This is a genomic window from Nonomuraea sp. NPDC004186 (assembly GCF_053603495.1).
Genome location: NZ_JBSGFQ010000008.1, coordinates 1 through 18,715, shown reverse-complemented (window position 1 = coordinate 18,715; position 18,715 = coordinate 1). Strand labels below are relative to the sequence as shown.

Here is an 18,715-nt window from a genome sequence, read left to right as displayed (position 1 = left end):
TCGCCATGCGGTTCATCGGCCTGCGGCTGGCCCGCGGCCTGCTCACCCTGTGGTTCGCGGTCACGGTCACGTTCTTCCTGGTGCGCCTGCTGCCGGGCGACCCGGTGCTGGCCGTGGCCGACCCGAACATGACCGAGGAGCTGCGCCAGAAGCTCCTGGCCGACTTCGGCCTGGACAAGTCACTCGGCGCGCAGTACGTCGACTACCTCGGCCAGCTCCTGCACGGCAACCTCGGCATGTCGTTCCGTCAGTCGGTGCCCGTCACGACCGTGCTGATGGAGCGGCTGCCGTGGACGCTGATCCTGACAATCTCGGCCATGGTGGTGACGATCGCGCTGGGCATCCCGCTCGGCGTGCTCGCCGCCACCAAGGCCAAGGGGTGGCTGGACCGCCTGATCCAGGTCACCGGCGTCACCGCGCAGTCCCTGTTCGTGCCGAGCGTCGGGATCTTCCTCATGTACGTCCTGGGGGTCTGGCTCGGCTGGTTCCCCATCGGCGGCGCGGTCGACCTCGATGCCACCGGCTTCGGCGCCACGCTCAGCATGCTGCACCACCTGGTGCTGCCGTGCCTGTCGCTGGTCCTCATCCAGCTGGGCGGCTACGTGCTCACCATGCGCACCACGCTCATCGACGCGCTCGGCGAGGACTACGTCGCACTGGCCAAGGCCAAGGGCGTCCGCCCGGGGAAGGTCGTGTGGAAGCACGCCCTGCGCAACGCGCTGCTGCCGACCACCACCATCGCCGGGCTCCAGCTCGGCACCCTGGTCGGCGGCGCGGTGCTGACCGAGACGATCTACGCCTACCCGGGCATCGGCCGCGCCATCTACGAGGCGGTCGGCCAGCTCGACTTCCCCGTCCTGCAGGGCGCGTTCGTGCTGCTCGCGGCGGCCGTCGTGGCCGCCAACCTGATCACCGACGTGGCCTACGGAATCCTCGACCCCAGGGTGCGCACCTCATGACTGTGGCTGCCATCGAGCTCACGCCCAGGCAGCGGACCTGGAGCGCGTTCCGCCGCAACCCGCTCGGCCTGGCCAGCGGCGTCGTGCTGGTGCTGCTGGCACTGGTCGCGGTCCTCGCGCCGCTGATCGCGCCCTTCCCCGAGGGGTACGGCGCCGACACCTCCCAGCCGCCGTCGGCCGCCCACTGGTTCGGGACCGACGACATCGGGCAGGACGTGTTCGCCCAGGTCGTGTGGGGCACCCGGGTCAGCATGGCGGTCGGCGTCAGCGCCTCCGTGCTGGCCATCGTGATCGGCCTGCTCATCGGCGTCAGCGCCGCCTACTTCCGCCGCCTCGACACACCGCTCGGCGTGCTGGTGGACCTGTCGCTGTCGCTGCCCGTGCTGCCGCTGATGATCCTGGTGGCGGCGCTGGCCGGGCCGAGCGTGCGCACGCTGGCCGTGGTCATCGCGCTGTTCAGCTGGCCCGAGGTGGCCCGCGTGGTCCGCTCGCAGGCGCTGGCGATCGTGCCCATGCCGTTCGTGTCGGCGGCCAAGGTCGTCGGCGGCTCGTCGCTGTGGATCGTCCGCAAGCACCTGCTGCCCGGCGTCATCCCCGTCGTCGGCGTGTCGGTCGTGCTGACCACCTCCCGCGCCGTGCTCGCCGAGGCCGGGCTCTCCTTCCTCGGCCTCGGCGACCCCAACAGCTGGTCGTGGGGGACGATCCTGCACAAGGCGCAGCAGTCCGGCTCGCTCGCCTCCGCCTGGTGGACCACGCTCTTCCCGTCGCTGGCCATCTTGCTGCTCGTCCTGTCCACGACGCTGCTGTCCGTGGCCTACAACGACGCCCGCAACCACAGGAGCGACTCATGACCTTCAGCCAGCGGCTCCCCGACGCCTTCTACGCCGGCGCGCTCGCCCGCGTCCGCGCGGAGATGGCCGCGGAGGACGTGTCGGCGCTGCTGCTCGACGACCCGCTCGACGTCGCCTACCTCACCGGCTTCCACCACTTCCCGAACGAGCGCCCGGTCGCCTGCTGGCTGCCGCTCGACGGCGACCCGGTCCTGCTCGTGCCGGACCTCGAACGCGAGTACGCCCAGGACCAGCGGGCCCGCGCCGAGATCGTGGCCTATCCCGAGTTCCCCGGCCGCCGCCCGCCGTTCGCGGTGCTCGCCGGCCACGTACGCCGGCCCGCGACCGCCGCGTACGCACCCTCCACCAGCGTCGCCCGCGGCCAGGCCCTGGCCGAGGCGTTCCCCGGCACCCGCTGGAGCACCTGCGAGGCCGTCGGCCGCGTCCGGCTACGCAAGACGCCCGAGGAGATCACCCTGCACGAGGAGGCCGCGCGCATCGCCGACGCCATGCTGGAGGCCGGCGTCGAGCTGGTCAGGGCGGCCCTCGAAGCCGGCGGCGAGCTGCCCGCCGAGACGGAGCTGGCCTCCCACGTCATCAGCCACGGCGCCCGCCTCATGTACGCCAGGCACCAGGACGTCGTCGTGGTCCCCATGCTCACCGGCGGCCTCGTCTACGGCGGCTCCAACTCGGCCCAGCCGCACCGGCTGCCGGGCGGCGACCGGCTGCGGGCGGGAGAGACGTTCATGCTCTCGCTCGGCTGCGCGGTAGGCGGCCGGTTCGTCGAGAGCGAGCGCACGTTCGTGATCGGCGAGCCCACCACGCGGCAGGCCCGCTACTACGAGACCGTCCGCGAGGCCCAGGAGACCGGCACCGAGGCCCTGATCGAGGGCCTGACCTGCGAGGAGGCCAACCGCCGCTGCCTGGCGGTGATCGAGGAGGCCGGGCTGGGCGAGTACATCCGCCACCGGCAGGGGCACGGCATCGGGCTCGGCTTCCACGAGCCGCCGTGGCTGTCCGACGGCGACACCACCGAGCTGGCCCCCGGCATGATCCTGTCCAGCGAGCCCGGCGTGTACGTGCCGGGGCACGCCGGGTACCGCATCTCCGACACCGTCCTGGTCACCGAGTCGGGGCCGCGCCGGCTCACGGCGTACCCGCGCGAGCTCACCGACGTCATCATCTGAAAGGCAGACACGTGTTCGTCGACATCAACGGCAACCCTCTGAACGTCGAGGTCCTCGGCGACGGCGAGGAGACGATCATCGCCCACCACGGCGCCCCGGGGCTCGGCTCGCTCGCCGAGCCGAAGGCCAGCTTCGGGCGGCTCGCCGACGCCTACCGGGTGGTCGTCTTCGACGCCAGAGGATCAGGCAGGAGCGGACAGAACGGGCCGTTCACGCACGAGCAGTGGGTCGCCGACGTCGAGGGCCTGCGCGAATGGCTCGGCGCCGAGCGCATCGTGATCGCCGGCGGCTCGTACGGCGGCTTCATCGCCATGGAGTACGCCGCCCGCCACCCCGACCGCGTCAGCGCCGTCGTGCTGCGCGACACCTCGGCCGACAACGCCAACCAGGAGCTCGCCACCCGCAACGCCGCCGCCTCGTCCCGGGTGCGGATCGACCCGGCCAAGCTGGATCGGATCATGTCCGGCACCGTCCGCGACGACGCGGACCTGAAGGACTGCTGGCGGGAGATCCTGCCGCTCTATGACCACGACTACGACCCGGCCAAGGTCGAGCAGCGCGTGGCCGCGACTCCGTACCACTACCTCACCCACAACCACGCCTTCGCCGTCAACCAGCCGAACTACGACATCAAGCACCTGCTGCCCGGCATCACGGCCCCGGTCCTGGTGACCGTCGGCAGGCACGACTGGATCACGCCGGTCGAGTGCAGCGAGACCATCGCCCGCCTCATCCCCCAGGCTGAGCTGCGGGTATTCGAGAAGTCCGGCCACTCGCCGCAGGTCGAGGAGGCCGAGCTGTGGGAGGCGACCGTCCGCGACTTCCTCGACAAGGTGCGCGGGCGGCGCTGAACACGCGATGATGCCCCCGATGGAAGATCTCGACGACCTCGACCGGAAGATCCTCGCCGCGCTCCACGTGAACGGCAGGGCGAGCTGGACCGACATCGCCCAGTTGCTGGGCATCTCCACCAGCACGGTGGCGCGCCGGGCCCAGCACCTGTTCGCCGCGGGCCTGGCCCGCGTGGCGGTGCTGCCGCACCTGGAGCACGACGGGCCCGTGCACGTGTTCATCGTCCGGCTGTCGTGCGCGCCCGGCAGCCAGCTCAGGGTCGCCGGGCTGCTGGCCAAGAATCCCGACATCCGGTACGTCTCCATCGTCACCGGCGGCTACGACATCGTCTTCGAGCTCGTCGCGCCCAAGGACCGCGACCTGTACTCGATGCTGGTCGACGTCGTGCACGCCATTCCCGGCACCCAGCAGAGCGTCGCCGACCTCGTGCTGCACACCTACAAGCGCAGCTACGACTGGAGCGTCCCCGTGGTCGGGGAGCAGGCGGCGCCGTTCGCGCTGGAGCCGCCCCTGCACACCTGCGAGCGCGGGCACCTCGACGACGTCGACCGCGCCGTGCTGGCGGCGATGCGCGAGGACGGGCGGGCCAGCTTCCAGTCGGTCGGCAACCGGCTGGGCATCAGCGAGAGCACGGCCAGGCGGCGCTTCGAGGCCATGGTCGAGCGCGGCTGCGCCATCACGGCCACGTTCATCCCGGCCGCCGCACTCGGCTACGAGGCGGAGCTGCTCTTCTGGCTGTCGGTCGAGCCCAGCATGCAGGACGCCGTCGCCGAGCGGCTCGCGAACGAGCGCGGCGTGCGGATGATCGCCTCCCTGCTGGGCCAGACGTCGCTGATCTGCGAGGTGATCGTGCCGACCACGGCCGACATCCACCACTTCACCTCGCGCACGCTGGCCTCCGTGCCCGGCATCCAGTCGTGGACGGCGGGCGTGCAGGTGCTGACGGTCAAACGCGGCTTCCTCATGGTGCCCTGGGCGGAGGACCGGATCGCCGCGGCGCTGGCCGGCTGACCGGGCCGCGGGAAGAGAGCCCGGTTCCGGTACGGACACCGGCCGGCCGGCGCGGAAGGGCGCTCTCACGCGAGCATGTCCGTACCGGGGTTTCTAGGCGATGCGGGCGAGGTCGCGCATGTGGATCGGGTACGCCGGAGGCAGCCCCTTCGCGTACCGCTCGAGTTCGTCGAGGGCAGCCTCGGCGAGGCGATGGACCTCCGTGCCCATGGCTCCGGCGATGTGCGGCGTGAGCTGCACGTTGGGCAGCCCGAACAGCGGTGAGTCGACCGGCAGCGGTTCGGGGTCGGTGACGTCGAGGATCGCGCTGAGCCGCCCGCTCACGCATTCGGCGGTGAGCGCGTCGGTGTCGATCAGGCTGCCTCGGGCGGTGTTGATGACCGTGGCGTGGTCGGGAAGCAGAGCGAGGCGATCGGCGTCCAGCAGGTTGCGGGTCTCGGGCAGTGACGGCGCGTGCAGGGTCACGATGTCGCTGCGGCGCAGCAGGTCGGGCAGGGGCACGAGGGTCGTGCCGAGGTCCTCGGCGTCCGCCTCGGTGGCGTAGGGGTCGCTCACGAGCACGGTGCGGTCGAAGGCCTGCAGCAGGCGTGCCACCCGCCGGCCGGTGTGCGACAGGCCGACGATGCCGACGACGCCGCCGTAGTTCGACCCGGCGGCCACCCGTTCCCGCCACGCGGAGTCGGCGCCCCGCCGCCGGTACGCCTCGGCGAAGGCGCTCACGCGTTTGCCGCTGTGCAGGATCGCGGCGAGGGTGTACTCCGCGACGGGCACCGCGTTGGCGTTGGCCGCGGAGGTGACGAGGATCCCGCGTTCCCAGCAGGAGGCGTCGGTCAGATGCGTCTTCACGGTGCCGGCCGCGTGCAGCACGGCGCGCAGCCGGGGAGCGGCATCGAGGACCTCGCCGGTCAGGAGCGGACACCCCCAACCTGTGATCATGACTTCGATGTCGCGGAGCCGGGCGCGGCTAGACGGTGAGCCGAGCTCGGTCAGCGCTTCGGGGCGGTCGAGCCGGGCGAGGTTGTGTAGTCGCTCGAATCGTGCGTCGTCGAAAAGCTGGCGGATGGTGGGTTCGGACATGACCAGTGCTGTCACGGGCCGGCGGGTCATCATGCTCCTATTCGGTGGTGGCCGCGATCGCGACGCTGTCCCGTACGACGACGTGAGTGCCGAGCACGACCCGCGGGTCGACGGTGTCCGGCGCCATCGCCATCGTGGCGGCGAGCCGGCCCAGCTCCCGGGCGGGAATGTGCACGGTGGTCAGTCCGAGATCGGCGGCGAAGGTGGCGTCGTCGAACCCCACGACCGAGATGTCCTCGGGCGTGCGCAGCCCTGCCTCCCGCAGGGCTTGCAGGACGCCGCTCGCGACGTGGTCGGTGTGGGCGAACACGGCGGTGAAGTCCGGCGGCCCGGCCCGCAGAATGTCGCGCATGCGGGCGTAGCCGGTCTCGCGGCTCCACGCGGGGCCCGCCTCCAGCCGGGGGTCGAGGTCGCCGCCGAGGTCGGCCAGGGCACGGCGGTATCCGTCCCGCCGCCGCACCGTGGTGCTGTGGTCCTGCTGGCCGCTCAGGAGCAGGATGCGGCGGTGGCCGCGCGACAGCAGGTGACTGGTCGCGGCGTACGCACCGCCCTCGTTGTCGTACTCGACCACGAGGGCGGGTACGTCCGGGCCGAGCGGGGGGCGGGCGCACAGCACCAGACGTGAGCCGGTCTGCGCGAGGGAGCCGGCGAAGGCGCTGGTCTCGCGCACGTATTCCGGGCTTTCGCTGACGGCGCCGATGAGGACGATGGCCTGCGCGTGCTGGGCGCTCATCTGCCGCAGCACCTGCAGCTCGCGATCGGGGTCGCCGCCGGTGGTGCCGATCAGGCAGAACCGCCCGGCGTCGGCGAGGGTGTTGGCGATGCTCTGGACCAGGCTCATGAGAAAGCCGTCGTCGAGCATCCGGACCACGATGGCGATCGTGCCGGTCTCCTGGTGGATCAGTGCGCGGGCGTGCGGATTGGCGACGTAGGCGAGGTCGCGGACCGCGCGCATGACCTTGTCGCGGGTTTCCGGCGCCGGCGGATAACTGCCGTTGAGGATGCGTGACACGGTGGACACCGAGACGCCCGCCCGGGCCGCCACGTCGCGGATGCTCGCCCGCCTGTTCTCCATGCCGTTCTCTACCTCCGTGCGCGGTTCCGCTTTGTTAAAAGGGTTTACTCCAGAGCCTAGCCCGTGCCCTCGCGGCCGGTCCAGGAGAGAGACTCTATCTGCCTGTTTGCGAAGTGTGGGTCTTGACGTACGAGTGAAACCCTTTTAACGTGCCGAGGACCAAGCGCCATTACGTAGCTGTTTCCAGGAGGCAACGTGGCCGTCACCCTCGCTGACCGGCGGACGGACGATCCGCCCACCAGCGCGGCCGAGTCCGCGCGCCGGCGCGGCGGCCGGCGGCAGCGGCTGCGCCGCAGCCGCTTATTGCTGCTCATGATGGCACCGGGAGTGCTGTACTTCCTGGTGTTCCACTACGTCGCCCTGCTGGGCAACGTCATCGTCTTCCAGGACTACCTGCCGTTCGCGGGCATCGCGAACAGCCCCTGGGTAGGCCTGGACAACTTCCGGGCGCTGTTCGCCGACCCCGACTTCTGGCAGGCGGCGGTCAACACCATCAGCCTCGCCACGCTGCAGCTGATCTTCTATTTCCCGGTGCCGGTGGCCCTGGCGCTGCTGCTGCACAGCCTGACCCGAGGGTGGGTGCGCAAGGCGGTCCAGAGCATCGTCTACCTGCCCCATTTCATCTCATGGGTGATCGTCGTCGCGCTGTTCCAGCAACTGCTCGGTGCGGCGGGCGTGCTCAACGGGCTGTTCGCCGACAACGGCTACCACCTGGTCAACGTCTTCAGCGAGCCGTCGTTGTTCAAGCCGCTGATGATCGCCGAGCTGATCTGGAAGGACTGCGGCTGGGGCACGATCATCGTGCTGGCCGCCCTGCACAACGTCGACGACCAACTCTACGAGGCATCCGCGATCGACGGCGCGGGGTGGGGCAGGCGGCTGTGGCACGTGACCCTGCCGTCCCTGCGACCCGTCCTCGTCCTGCTGCTGATCCTGCGGCTGGGCGACATCCTGAGCGTCGGCTTCGATCAGGTCCTGCTGCAGCGCGACGGGTTCTCCCCCGGGGTCGCGGAGGTCCTGGACACCTACACCTACTACCACGGGGTGGTCAACGGCAGCTGGGGACCGGCCGCCCTGGCCGGCATCTTCAAGGGCCTCGTCGGCCTGGTCCTGATCGTCGTGGCCAACAAGGTCGCGCACCGGCTTGGCGAGGAAGGAGTCTACCGATGACACGTCCGGTCTGGATGGAGCCGCCCCGGCCGAGCACCAAGGCGGCGAAGGCCGTCGCGGTGATGATCACGGTGGCGCTGGTGATCATCCCGTTCTGGGTGGTCGTCGCCACCAGCCTGTCGCCCGACCTGCAGGTGATCCGCAACGGCGGCTGGTCGATCTGGCCCGAGCAGGTGACGCTGGACGCGTACCGGCGGCTGTTCGGTTCCGGGGTGATCTCTCACGCGGTGCTCGTCTCCGCCGTGGTCACGATCGTGGGCACCGCGGTGAGCCTCACCGCCACCGTGCTGATGGCGTACGCGCTGGCCCGGCCGAACGTCTTCGGCGGCAAGCCGATCATGCTGGGCGTCCTGCTCACCTTCCTGTTCCCGCCGGCGATCATCCCCAGCTTCCTGGTCGTCAGCAACCTGGACCTGCGCAACCACTACGCGGCGCTGATCGCCCCGGTGCTCATCAGCTCCTTCAACCTGGTCATCATGCGGGGCTACTTCCAGGGCCTGCCGGCGCAACTGTCGGAGAGCGCCCGCATCGACGGCGCCGGCGACGGCCGCGTGCTGTGGCACGTCGTGCTTCCGCTGTCCAAGGCGATCATCGCGGTGGTCGGCTTCTACTACGCGGTCGGCTACTGGAACAGCTTCTTCAACGCCATGCTCTACCTCGACGACCAGTCCACCTGGCCACTGCAACCCATGCTGCGGCAGATCGTCATGCTCGGGGCCAACCCCGACACGTCGATCGCGGCCGGAGCCGGGGCCAGCGTGGCCCCCCAGACCACGACCATGGCCACCGTCGTGGTCGCGGTGCTGCCGATTCTCGCGGTCTATCCGCTCGTGCAGCGCTTCTTCACCAAAGGCGTGCTCACCGGCGCGATCAAGGGCTGACCTCGCCCGACGGCCCACCCCCCTGCACACCTTCCGCGCCCAGCGCGGACCGCACAACCCACCCGGAAGGGAAAGCGCTTGCCATGGACATCACCCGGAGATCGCTGCTCAGACTGACCGGCGGCGTCGCGCTCGCCTCCGCCGTACCCGGCCTCGCCGCCTGCGGCGACGGCTCGGCCACATCGGTGGGCAACGCGGGCAAGGGTCTCGCCCCGCTCCCCACCTACACCCCGATCAACCTGGTGAAGCCAGACCTGCCCGGCACCGCCCAAGGTGTCCAGGACGCCTTCCTGACCTATCCGCAGAAGCTGGCCCAGACCGTCGACGGCAAGCCGGGCGACGGCTCGGTCGTCACCTGCATGGTCATCACCTACGGCACCGCGCCGTCCCCGGCCGCGAGCAACAAGCTGTGGACCGCGATCAACGAGGCGCTCGGGGTGGACCTGCGCCTCACCCTCGTCCCGGCGGCCGATCTCAACGCCAAGTACGCCACCATGATGGCCGGCGGCGACCTGCCCGACATCATCGCCACCATCGACCTGGCGATGTCCAACGCACTGCAGTTCACCCAGGCCAAGTGTGCCGATCTGACCGAGTACATCTCCGGTGACGCGATCAAGGACTACCCGAACCTGGCCAACCTGCCGACGATCTCATGGCAGAACGTCGGCCGAATCGGCGGCCGCCTGTACGGCGTCCCGGTGCCCCGGCCCCAGCTCGCCGGCGTGATGTTCGGCAACAGGCAGAAGCTCGAGACCGCCGGCATCAAGATGGGGCTCGGCGTGTCCACGGCCCAGTTCGCCGAGGGCTTGGCCAAGCTCGCCACCGCCAAGCAGTTCCCGCTGGGCGGCAACAACTTCAGCGAGAACATCCACCTCGGCGCGGCCGGTGTCCCCAGCAACTGGGTGCTCGCCGACGGCGCGTTCACCAGCCGTTACGAGAACCCGGTCTACCCGGAGGTGCTGCAGCGGCTGCGCGACTGGTACGCCAAGGGCTACTTCTACCCGGACCTGCTGAGCACCCAGGCCACCCAGGCGAACACGTTCTTCATGAACGGCACGACGCTGACCCTGGGCGGCGGCATCGGCGGCTACCCGGGAATGGTCTCCGGGGTCGGCGACGCCTTCACGGTCGACTTCGTCCGCCCGTACGGCGACAACCCGACTCCGTGGCTGGGCAACGGGGTGTTCTCCAACAGCGGCCGCGGCGGCTTCACCGCCCTGAAGAAGGCGTCGCCGGAGCGCATCAAGATGCTGCTGCGAGTGCTGAACTTCCTGGCCGCGCCGTTCGGCAGCAAGGAGTACGAGCTGATCAACTACGGTGTCGCCGGGGTGCACTTCACCACCGGTGCCGACGGCGACCCGTTGCCCACCGCGCTGGCCACCACCGGCGGCGAGAACAAGACGAACCTGCCCCTGCAGTACATCGCGGCCGCTCCGTATGTGCTCTACCTGCCCGGCAGCGCCGACGCCACCCGCCGCAGCTACCAGGCCCAGCAGGAGATCGTCCCCATCGGCGTCGGCGACCCGTCCTACGGCCTGGTCTCGCCGACCCAGGCCGCGCAGGGCACGAAGCTCAACCAGCAGATCACCGACGTGACCAACGCGATCATCACGGGCAAGCGCCCGGTGTCGGACTGGAGCGGGGCCGTCTCGCAGTGGAAGTCCCAGGGTGGCGACGCCATCGCCAAGGAACTCGCCGAGCAGCACGCGGCCAACCACTGACCCACCGCAGACGCATGGGGGCAACTCCATCGAAGAGAGAAGGCTGTGCCATGCCGTCCTTGAGCACAACCGCCGCCCGGCTCCGCGCGGGCGCCGCCGCCCTCGTCCTGACCCTCGCCACGTTGACGACCCTGGCGGCGGTGGACACGCCCGCGCACGCCGATCCCGTCCAGCCTCCGGCCAGCGTCGTCGCGCTGCTGGCGCCGGAGCACCCGCGGCTCCTGGCGACCGCGCAGACGTTCTCCGCCGCCGCCCGGCGCATCGGCACCGACACCCGGCTCAAGGCCTGGTATGCCCAGGTCAAGGCCGGCGCGGACGGCGTCCTCGCCACCTCGCCGCCGACCGCCCTGTCGACCTCCGTCATCGACGAGGCGAAACGCCGCGTCTACGCCCTCGCTCTCGTCTACCGGATCACCGGCGAGACCCGGTACGCCGAACGCGCGGCGCGCGAACTCGTCGCCCTCTCCTCCGCCCCGGCCTGGGACAAGGACCAGTTCCTGGAGGTCGGAGAGCTGTCCAACAGCGTCGCGATCGGCTACGACTGGCTCTACGACTATCTGTCGGCGAGTGACAAGGCCACGATCCGATCCGCCATCGTCACCAAGGCCCTGCGGCCGGCCCTCGTCCGCTACGGGTACGCCACCAGCTTCTACACCCAGAACCACAACTGGAACCTCGTCTGCAACGCGGTCGCGCTCGGGGCGCTGGCCATCGGCGACGACCCGGGCCTGACCGCCGACGAGCGCGGCGTCGTCGACCAGGTGCTCAAAGCGAGCATCACGTCGATCCAGAACGGGATCAGCGGCTACGGCCCGGACGGCGCCGGCGGCGAGAGCCCGCAGTACTGGCAGTACGCCACCGAGTACCTCGTCCTCTACCTCGCCGCCATGAAGACCGCGACCGGCACCGACTTCGGCCTGTCCGACCTGCCCGGCCTCGCCGGCACCGGCGACTACGGCGTCCACGCGACCGGCGCGACCGGCCTGACCTTCAACTACGGCGACGGCGGAACCGACGTGCTCGGCGCGGTCACCCCGACCTGGCAGGCGCCGTTCATGATGTGGCTCGCCACCCGCTACGGCAAGCCGTACTACATGGCCTGGCAGGCGCGGCTCGCCGACCGCTCGGCCAGCCCGATGGACATCCTCTGGTACGACCCGGCCGACGGCGGCGGCGCCGGCCATCCGGCGGCGACCGACGCCTTCTTCGACGGCGTCGAGATCGCCACCGCCCGCAGCGCCTGGGACGACCCCTACGCGGTCTCCGTCGCCACCAAGGGCATGCGCGCCGGGTACGACCAGATCGCCGCCCACGAGAACCTCGACGCCGGAGACTTCGTCCTCGACGCCGCGGGGGTGCGCTGGTTCGACGACCTCGGCCTCGACAGCTACAGCCTCCCGGGGTACTTCGACTGGACCAAGGACACCGGCGGCCGATGGGACTACTACGTGACCCGTCCCGAGGGCCAGAACACGATGCGGCTCGGCACCGGGCCCACCCCCTCCACCGCGCTGACCGTCGGCGCTCCGATCACCACCGTCAGCTCGACGCCCCAGAAGTGGTACGAGATCACCGACCTCACCGGCCTCTACGGCGGCCGGGTGCAACGCGCCCAGCGCGGCCTGCAACTGTTCGACGACCGGCGGCAGGTGCTGCTCCAGGACGAGGTGAAGACGAGCGAACCGATCGGCTACTGGTCGTTCCTGCACACCCGCGCCGACGTCGTGGTGGCCGCCGACAGACGGTCGGCCACCCTCTACCGAGGCGGACAGCGGCTCTGGGTCCAACTGCTCACCACCGATGGACAGCTGCTCATCGGGGACTCCCGGCCCTTGCCGGACAGCCCCGACCCCACCGGCCAGAGCCGACAGCCCGGCTCACGAACCCTCGCGATCCAGCTGACCGCGGCCGGGACCACCACGGTGGCGATGCGGATGGTTCCCCTCGCCGCGGGACAGAAGCCGCCCACCGACACCCCGGCGGTAACCCCCCTGGCCTCCTGGACGCCGGGCGCGACCGGCCCGACGGCCCTGACCGACATCATGGTCGGCGCCGACCACCTGGCCGGATTCGATCCGCGGCGCTACCGCTACGACATCACCCTGCCCGCGAACACCGCCACCGCGCCCAAGGTCGTCCCCCTGACGCCGAGCGGCACCTACGCGACCGTCACCCGGGCGACCGCGATCCCGGGCACGGCCACCGTGACGACCTTCAAGCTCGACGCCAACCGCCAGAAGGTCTACGGCCCTGCCTACCAGGTGCACTTCCGGCAGGCGGGAAAGACCGCCACCGCACTGCCCGTCGCGTCGGTCATCGCCAGCGCGAACGAGGGCAGCCCCGCGGCCGACGCCGTCGACGGCAACATGGGCAGCCGCTGGGCCGCGGCGGGCGACGGGCAGACACTCACGCTCGACCTCGGCGCCAAGCGCACCGTCGGCGCCGTCGCCGTCGCGTTCTTCAACGGGCACGCGCGAACGTCCACCTTCGACGTCCTCACCTCCACCGACGGCACCACCTGGAACGCGGCGCTCACGCGAGCCGTCTCCGCCGGCACGTCCGACGACGCCGAAGTTTTCTCCTTCGCGGCGCGGCCGGCCCGCCACGTCCGGCTGGTCGGCCACGGAAACTCCGTCAGCAGCTACAACAGCGTCACGGAGGTCCGGGTCTACGCCGGAAAGTCCGACGCCCAGGCGGACGCGGCGCCCCGGCCGGTCGTTCTCGGGACCGTGACCGCGTCCCCGGCCGGCCCGCCGGCCCTGTCGATCGGCGACACCCTGCGGCTGAGCCTGACCGGCAAGCAGACCGACGGCAGCCCGGCCGATCTGTCCACGGCGACCATCACCTGGACCAGCAGCCATCCGGCCGTGGCCACGGTGGACGGCTCCGGCCTGGTCACCGCCGCCGGCGGTGGCAGCGCGAAAGTCGGCGCGCTGATCATTCACGCACCGATACTGAAGGTCGTCCGTGTGCCGGTGTCGGTGGTCGACCCGTCGCACATCGAACCCGTGGCCGACGGGTTCGTCCGCGACGGCACCTACGCGGCCACCGCCTTCGGCACGGGCTCCGTCCTCGAAGTACGCAACAATCCCAGCCTCGGCAGCGGGTTCGACCGGATCGCGTACCTGACCTTCCCGCTGACCGCGGCGCACGGCACGGTCGTCTCGGCCACCCTGCACGTCTACGGCTCGACCAGCGACGCCGCGGGCGCGACCGACGCCGTCCACGCGGTCACCGACGCGAGCTGGAGCGAAGCCACGCTGACCTGGGACACCCGGCCGCCGCTGGGCGCCGGTCTCGGCACGTTCACGCTCGACACCACCGCGTCCTGGCACGCCGTCGACGTCACCGCGTTCGTCCAGGCCCAGCTCGCCGCCGGGCAGGAGGCCAGCCTCGCGATCACGTCCACCGCCACGGCGTACGGGCCGTTCACCTCCTTCTCCAGCAAGGAAGCGACCGACAACCACCCCTACCTGGAACTGACGCTGTCCTGACCCCGCGCGACGGCGCCGGTCACCCGGCCGGCGCCGTCCTCACCCGAGAGGCCCTCCGTGTCCGCACTTCCCTTCCCCCAGGGCTTTCTCTGGGGTGCCGCGACGGCGGCGTACCAGGTCGAAGGCGCCGTCGCCGAGGACGGCCGCACCGCCTCGATCTGGGACACCTTCAGCCACACCCCGGGACGCGTGCTCGACGGGGACACCGGCGACGTCGCTTGCGACCACTACCACCGGTACGCCGGCGACGTCGCCCTCATGGCCCGGCTGGGCCTGAACGCGTACCGGTTCTCCGTCTCCTGGCCCCGGGTGCAGCCCGGCGGCCGGGGCCGGGCCAACCAGCGCGGGCTCGACTTCTACCGGCGGCTCGCCGACGAGCTGCTGGACCGGGGGATCGAGCCGTGGGTCACGCTCTACCACTGGGACCTGCCGCAGGAACTCGAGGACGCCGGAGGGTGGCCCGCCCGGGACACCGCCGCTCGCTTCGCCGAATACGCCGCACTCGTCCACGGAGCGCTGGGCGACCGCGTCCGCCACTGGATCACGCTCAACGAACCGTGGTGCGCCGCTTTCCTCGGCTATGCCGACGGCCGGCACGCGCCCGGCCGCAGCGACGGCGCCGCCGCGCTGGCCGCATCTCATCACCTGCTGCTCGGTCACGGTCTGGCCACCCGGGCGATCCGGACCGCCGACTCGGCCGCCGTCATCGGCACCACGCTCAACGTGCAGTCGCTCATCGCGTACTCGGACAGCCCGGCCGACCGTGAGGCGCTGCGCCGCGTCGACGGCATCGGCAACCGGATCTTCCTCGATCCGCTGCTGCGTGCCGAATACCCGGCCGACGTCTCCGGCGACGTCGCCCACCTGACCGACTTGTCCTTCATCCACCCGGGCGACCTGGCGACCATCGCCGCGCCGATCGACTTCCTCGGCCTCAACTACTACAACCCTCTCGTGGTCGCGGCGTCCGCCGACGGTCGGCCCAGCGCCGGCGCGGCCTGGCCGGGTTGTGAGGACGTCAGCTTCATCCGCCGCGGCTTCCCGGTCACCCACATGGACTGGGAGGTCGACCCGGCCGGACTCACCGCGCTGCTGCGCCGCGTCACCGAGGACTACGGACCGATTCCGCTCTACGTCACCGAGAACGGCGCCGCCTACTCCGACACGGTCGACGCCGACGGCGGAGTGCGCGACCAGGACCGTATCGACTACTACGCGCAGCACCTGCACGCCTGCCTGGAGGCGATCCGCGCCGGCGTGCCGCTCCAGGGCTACTTCGCGTGGTCCCTCATGGACAACTTCGAATGGGGGTGGGGATACTCCCGTCGCTTCGGCCTCGTCCACGTCGACTACACCACCCAGCACCGCACGATCAAGAACAGCGGCCACTGGTACGCCGAAGTGATCCGCCGCAACGCGCTGCCGCGAGCGACCGCACCGATGTCGCAGTATCGATAACGTGATCCGGTGCCCCGCCTAGTCGCTCTCTGCGCAGCCGTCCTGACCGTCGCGGCCGGATTGGGGGTGCGCGCGTTCTTCGACGGCCCGGTGTCGAAGTACGCGGGCGACGCCCTCTACACCGTGTTGATCTACACGCTCGTGGTGCTGGTCCTCCCCCGGGTGCGCCCCTGGGTGCCGGCGGTGATGGCGGCCGGGGCGAGCTGGGCGATCGAGTTCGCCCAGCTCGGGGAGATCCCGGCCGTGCTGCGGCCGCTGCTGGGCAGCACGTTCAACCCGCCTGACCTCTTCTGGTACGCGGTGGGCGCGGCGGCGGCCTGGGCCGCGCACACGCTCTGGCTGCGGAGGCCGGGATGAGCACCGTCAGAACGCGTTCTTCAGGAAGGGCAGCAGCGCCTCGGCCGTACGCTCGGGATACTCCGACATCGGGTAGTGGCCCGCGCCATCGATCACGACAGCCTGCCCGCGCAGCAGCGACGCCTGGGTCCGCGCCTCGGCCGCCGGGTCGGGGAAGTCGGGGTCCTTGGCGCCCATGAGGACCAGGGCCGGGCAGCGGACCTGGGCGATGGCCCGCTCGGCGTCCGGTTCGCGGTCGAGGAGCATGGCGCGCATCGCCTCGCGCCGTTTCGGGTCGCGCAGCATGGCCACCAGTTCGGCGCGGTGTCCGGCCAGGTCGGCGGGCCTGGCCGTACGGTGCGCCATGGCGTAGTAGAGGCTCCACAGCCGCGGGGAGGCGGCGATCAGCCGGACCAGCGCGCGGACGGCGACGTTGAGGGGGACGGCTCTGATGAAGCCGTCGATCGCGACGATCCCGGCCACCCGCTCGGGCGCCTCCGCGGCGGCGCGGACGACGCCGCCCGCCGCGTAGGAGTTGCCGAGCAGGACGGCGCCGGGCGCGTCCAGCTCCTCCAGCAGGGCCACGATGTCGCCGCCCACCGCGGACTGGGAGTAGTCGTCCCAGCCCGCCGAGGACTCCCCGTGGCCGCGCAGGTCCGCCGTCACCACCCGGTACCCCGCCTCCACCAGCTGCGGGCGCAGGAACCGGTAGGCCTCGCGGGTGTCCCCCAGACCGGGTACGCACACGACGAGCGGCCCTTCGCCGACACTGTCGTAGGCCAGGCGACCGCCCGGAACGTCAACGAACATGTCGCCACCTTCCTAACTGACGATGTCCACGATCAGCCCCAGCGCGAGCAGCAGGGCCATCGCACCGCCGGAGACCATCGCCCGCCAGGTGACCGTGGCGCGCTCCCGTACCGAGCGGAAGTACAGGACCGCGCCGACCACCACGAGAACCCCCTCGGCGACGCCCGTGAGCCAGGGGATCTGCCACAGTCCGAAGCCGAGCAGCGGCAGGTCGCCGGCGTTGCCGGGCAGCAACGGCAGGTCGGCCCGGTGGACGAGCAGGTCGAGCAGCCAGTGGCTGAACGTCACCGCGCCCAGCACCCACCCGGCCGTGCGGCCCCACCGCCAGGCTCCGAAGCCGCCGTACAGCGCCGACAGCAGCAACGCGCCCAGCAGTGAGTGGGTGTACTGCGCGTCGATCAGCGCCTCGCCGTAGGTGCCCGGGGCGACGGCCTGGAAGGACTCGATCCCGCCCGCCAGGAACAGGATCACGAAGATGACGTCGAGGAACTGCGTGGCGAGCATGAGCGACCACAGCGGGACGCGGGGCTGGCCGGCTTTGACGGCGGCGGCCAGACCGAAGTGTCCGACGAACATTCAGCGTCCCTCCTTGGAGACCGGCTCGGGAGTTCGGGTGGCCCAGTGGTCGAGCCACCCGCACAGCGCGACGAACAGCAGCAAGAAAAGTAAGAAATCCATGTCTCTCCTTACGTGGCGTGTACGACGTTAGGGAGGGAGAGCGTCTGCCCGGTATCGGACGATTGTCTGGTGTCGGGGGGCGCTACATTCTGATGGTGCTGTGGGGACGGGAGAGGGAGCAGGCGCAGATCGACGTTCTGATCGCGCAGGCCAGGGGCGGCCGGAGCGGGAGCCTGATCCTGCGGGGCGAGCCCGGGATCGGCAAGTCCGCGCTCCTCGACCACGCCGCCCGGTCGGCGGAGGGCATGCGTCCGCTGCGCGGCACCGGCATCGAGACCGAGGCCGAGCTGCCCTTCGCGGCGCTCCACCTGCTGCTCCGCCCGGCGCTCGACCGGATCGGCAGGCTTCCGGCGCCGCAGGCCAGGGCGCTGGAAGGCGCGTTCGGCCTCGCCACCGCGCCGGAGGACCGCTTCCTCATCGGCCTGGCCGCCCTGTCGCTGCTCACCGAACTGGCCGAGGACGGCCCGCTGCTCTGCCTGGTCGACGACGCGCAGTGGATGGACCGGTCGTCGGCCGAGGCGCTGCTGTTCGCGGCCCGGCGGCTGCACTCGGAGGGGATCGCCCTGCTGTTCGCGGCCAGGGACGCCTTCCACGCGCCCGGAGTGCCCGAGTTACGGCTCGAAGGCCTCGACCGGCAGGCCGCCGGCGATCTGCTGCGCGAGCACACGCCCGGTCTGGGCCCCCACGTACGGGAGAGGATCCTCGCCGAGAGCGGCGGCAACCCGCTCGCCCTGATCGAGTTGCCCCGGATGCCCGATTCGCCGCACCACGCGCCGGAGTCGCTGCCGCTGCCGCGCCGGATCCAGGAGGCGTACGAGGCGCGGATCGCCGTCCTGCCGCCGGACAGCCAGACGATGCTGATGGTCGCCGCCCTTGACGACGCCGGGGATCTCGACGTGGTCGTGCGCGCGGCCGGGAGGCTGGGGGTCGACGCCGCCGCCCTGGGCCCGGCCGAGCGCGCCGGTTTCCTGTCCATCACCGGCGAGCGGCTGTCCTTCGGCCACCCGCTGATGCGTACGGCGGCGGCTCGGCGGGCGGCCTACGACGAGCGCCTGGCCGCGCACCGCGCCCTCGCCGGCGTGCTCGACGACGAGCAGGACGCCGACCGCCGCGCCTGGCACCTGGCCGCCGCCGTGACCGGCCGCGACGAGCCGATCGCCGCCGCGCTCGAAC

The 18,715-nt window shown here is 71.1% G+C and carries 16 protein-coding genes; 12 read left to right on the top strand and 4 right to left on the bottom strand.

From position 1 onward, the window contains the following. The first annotated feature begins 5 nt into the window (after positions 1 to 5). The 5 genes from ACWEPL_RS08590 to ACWEPL_RS08570 are packed head-to-tail and all read left to right on the top strand — an operon-like array spanning position 6 to position 4,839. Entirely contained in the window at positions 6 to 959 is a 954-nt protein-coding gene (locus tag ACWEPL_RS08590) for an ABC transporter permease (RefSeq protein ID WP_355197032.1), read from the top strand. Further along, on the top strand, positions 956 to 1,810 hold the full coding sequence (locus tag ACWEPL_RS08585; protein WP_363968068.1) for an ABC transporter permease: 855 nt from the start codon (positions 956 to 958) through the stop codon (positions 1,808 to 1,810). The genes ACWEPL_RS08590 and ACWEPL_RS08585 overlap by 4 nt, the downstream gene beginning before the upstream one ends. Beyond that, complete coding sequence (locus ACWEPL_RS08580; protein ID WP_452435604.1) at positions 1,807 to 2,976, top strand: M24 family metallopeptidase; 1,170 nt, start codon at positions 1,807 to 1,809, stop codon at positions 2,974 to 2,976. Before ACWEPL_RS08585 ends, ACWEPL_RS08580 begins: the two co-directional genes overlap by 4 nt. Positions 2,977 to 2,987: 11 nt before the next feature. Then, complete coding sequence (locus ACWEPL_RS08575; RefSeq protein WP_452435603.1) at positions 2,988 to 3,827, top strand: alpha/beta fold hydrolase; 840 nt, start codon at positions 2,988 to 2,990, stop codon at positions 3,825 to 3,827. 19 nt (positions 3,828 to 3,846) lie between these two features. Further along, positions 3,847 to 4,839 carry an Lrp/AsnC family transcriptional regulator gene (locus ACWEPL_RS08570; protein ID WP_355197038.1) on the top strand — a complete coding sequence of 331 codons (993 nt, stop codon included), beginning with the start codon at positions 3,847 to 3,849 and terminating at the stop codon, positions 4,837 to 4,839. A 93-nt stretch (positions 4,840 to 4,932) separates the two neighbouring features. On the opposite strand, the gene ACWEPL_RS08565 is transcribed toward ACWEPL_RS08570, so the two are convergent. Both ACWEPL_RS08565 and ACWEPL_RS08560 read right to left on the bottom strand, forming a co-directional pair. Then, a complete protein-coding gene (locus tag ACWEPL_RS08565) occupies positions 4,933 to 5,916 on the bottom strand; it encodes a hydroxyacid dehydrogenase (RefSeq protein WP_452435602.1) in 984 nt (327 codons plus the stop codon). 37 nt (positions 5,917 to 5,953) lie between these two features. Beyond that, positions 5,954 to 6,991 (bottom strand): LacI family DNA-binding transcriptional regulator, encoded by a 1,038-nt coding sequence (locus ACWEPL_RS08560; protein WP_363968077.1) that lies wholly within the window; start codon positions 6,989 to 6,991, stop codon positions 5,954 to 5,956. 195 nt (positions 6,992 to 7,186) lie between these two features. Here ACWEPL_RS08560 and ACWEPL_RS08555 point away from each other — a divergent pair, with 195 nt between their 5' ends. From ACWEPL_RS08555 to ACWEPL_RS08530, 6 genes are all read left to right on the top strand, one after another. Further along, complete coding sequence (locus tag ACWEPL_RS08555) at positions 7,187 to 8,161, top strand: ABC transporter permease (protein WP_350741167.1); 975 nt, start codon at positions 7,187 to 7,189, stop codon at positions 8,159 to 8,161. Beyond that, entirely contained in the window at positions 8,158 to 9,042 is an 885-nt protein-coding gene (locus ACWEPL_RS08550) for a carbohydrate ABC transporter permease (protein ID WP_449911081.1), read from the top strand. The genes ACWEPL_RS08555 and ACWEPL_RS08550 overlap by 4 nt, the downstream gene beginning before the upstream one ends. 83 nt (positions 9,043 to 9,125) lie before the next feature. Then, a complete protein-coding gene (locus ACWEPL_RS08545; RefSeq protein WP_452435601.1) occupies positions 9,126 to 10,766 on the top strand; it encodes an extracellular solute-binding protein in 1,641 nt (546 codons plus the stop codon). Between the two features lie 59 nt (positions 10,767 to 10,825). Next, on the top strand, positions 10,826 to 14,260 hold the full coding sequence (locus ACWEPL_RS08540) for a CBM96 family carbohydrate-binding protein (protein WP_452435600.1): 3,435 nt from the start codon (positions 10,826 to 10,828) through the stop codon (positions 14,258 to 14,260). A gap of 57 nt (positions 14,261 to 14,317) precedes the next feature. Beyond that, the gene (locus tag ACWEPL_RS08535; protein ID WP_452435599.1) at positions 14,318 to 15,718 is read left to right on the top strand and encodes a GH1 family beta-glucosidase; all 1,401 of its coding nucleotides are present in this window, start codon (positions 14,318 to 14,320) and stop codon (positions 15,716 to 15,718) included. Positions 15,719 to 15,727: 9 nt separating this feature from the next. Then, positions 15,728 to 16,075 (top strand): ribosomal maturation YjgA family protein, encoded by a 348-nt coding sequence (locus tag ACWEPL_RS08530; RefSeq protein WP_452435598.1) that lies wholly within the window; start codon positions 15,728 to 15,730, stop codon positions 16,073 to 16,075. A gap of 6 nt (positions 16,076 to 16,081) precedes the next feature. On the opposite strand, the gene ACWEPL_RS08525 is transcribed toward ACWEPL_RS08530, so the two are convergent. Together ACWEPL_RS08525 and ACWEPL_RS08520 are read right to left on the bottom strand one after the other, a co-directional pair. Beyond that, positions 16,082 to 16,864, bottom strand: coding sequence for an alpha/beta fold hydrolase (locus tag ACWEPL_RS08525; RefSeq protein WP_452435597.1), 783 nt, complete (start codon positions 16,862 to 16,864; stop codon positions 16,082 to 16,084). A 12-nt stretch (positions 16,865 to 16,876) separates the two neighbouring features. Continuing rightward, complete coding sequence (locus tag ACWEPL_RS08520) at positions 16,877 to 17,440, bottom strand: permease (RefSeq protein WP_363968092.1); 564 nt, start codon at positions 17,438 to 17,440, stop codon at positions 16,877 to 16,879. A gap of 194 nt (positions 17,441 to 17,634) precedes the next feature. Between ACWEPL_RS08520 and ACWEPL_RS08515 the strand changes: the two genes are divergently transcribed. Then, the coding region (locus ACWEPL_RS08515) for an AAA family ATPase (protein WP_452435596.1) at positions 17,635 to 18,715 on the top strand (1,081 nt) is incomplete at its 3' end.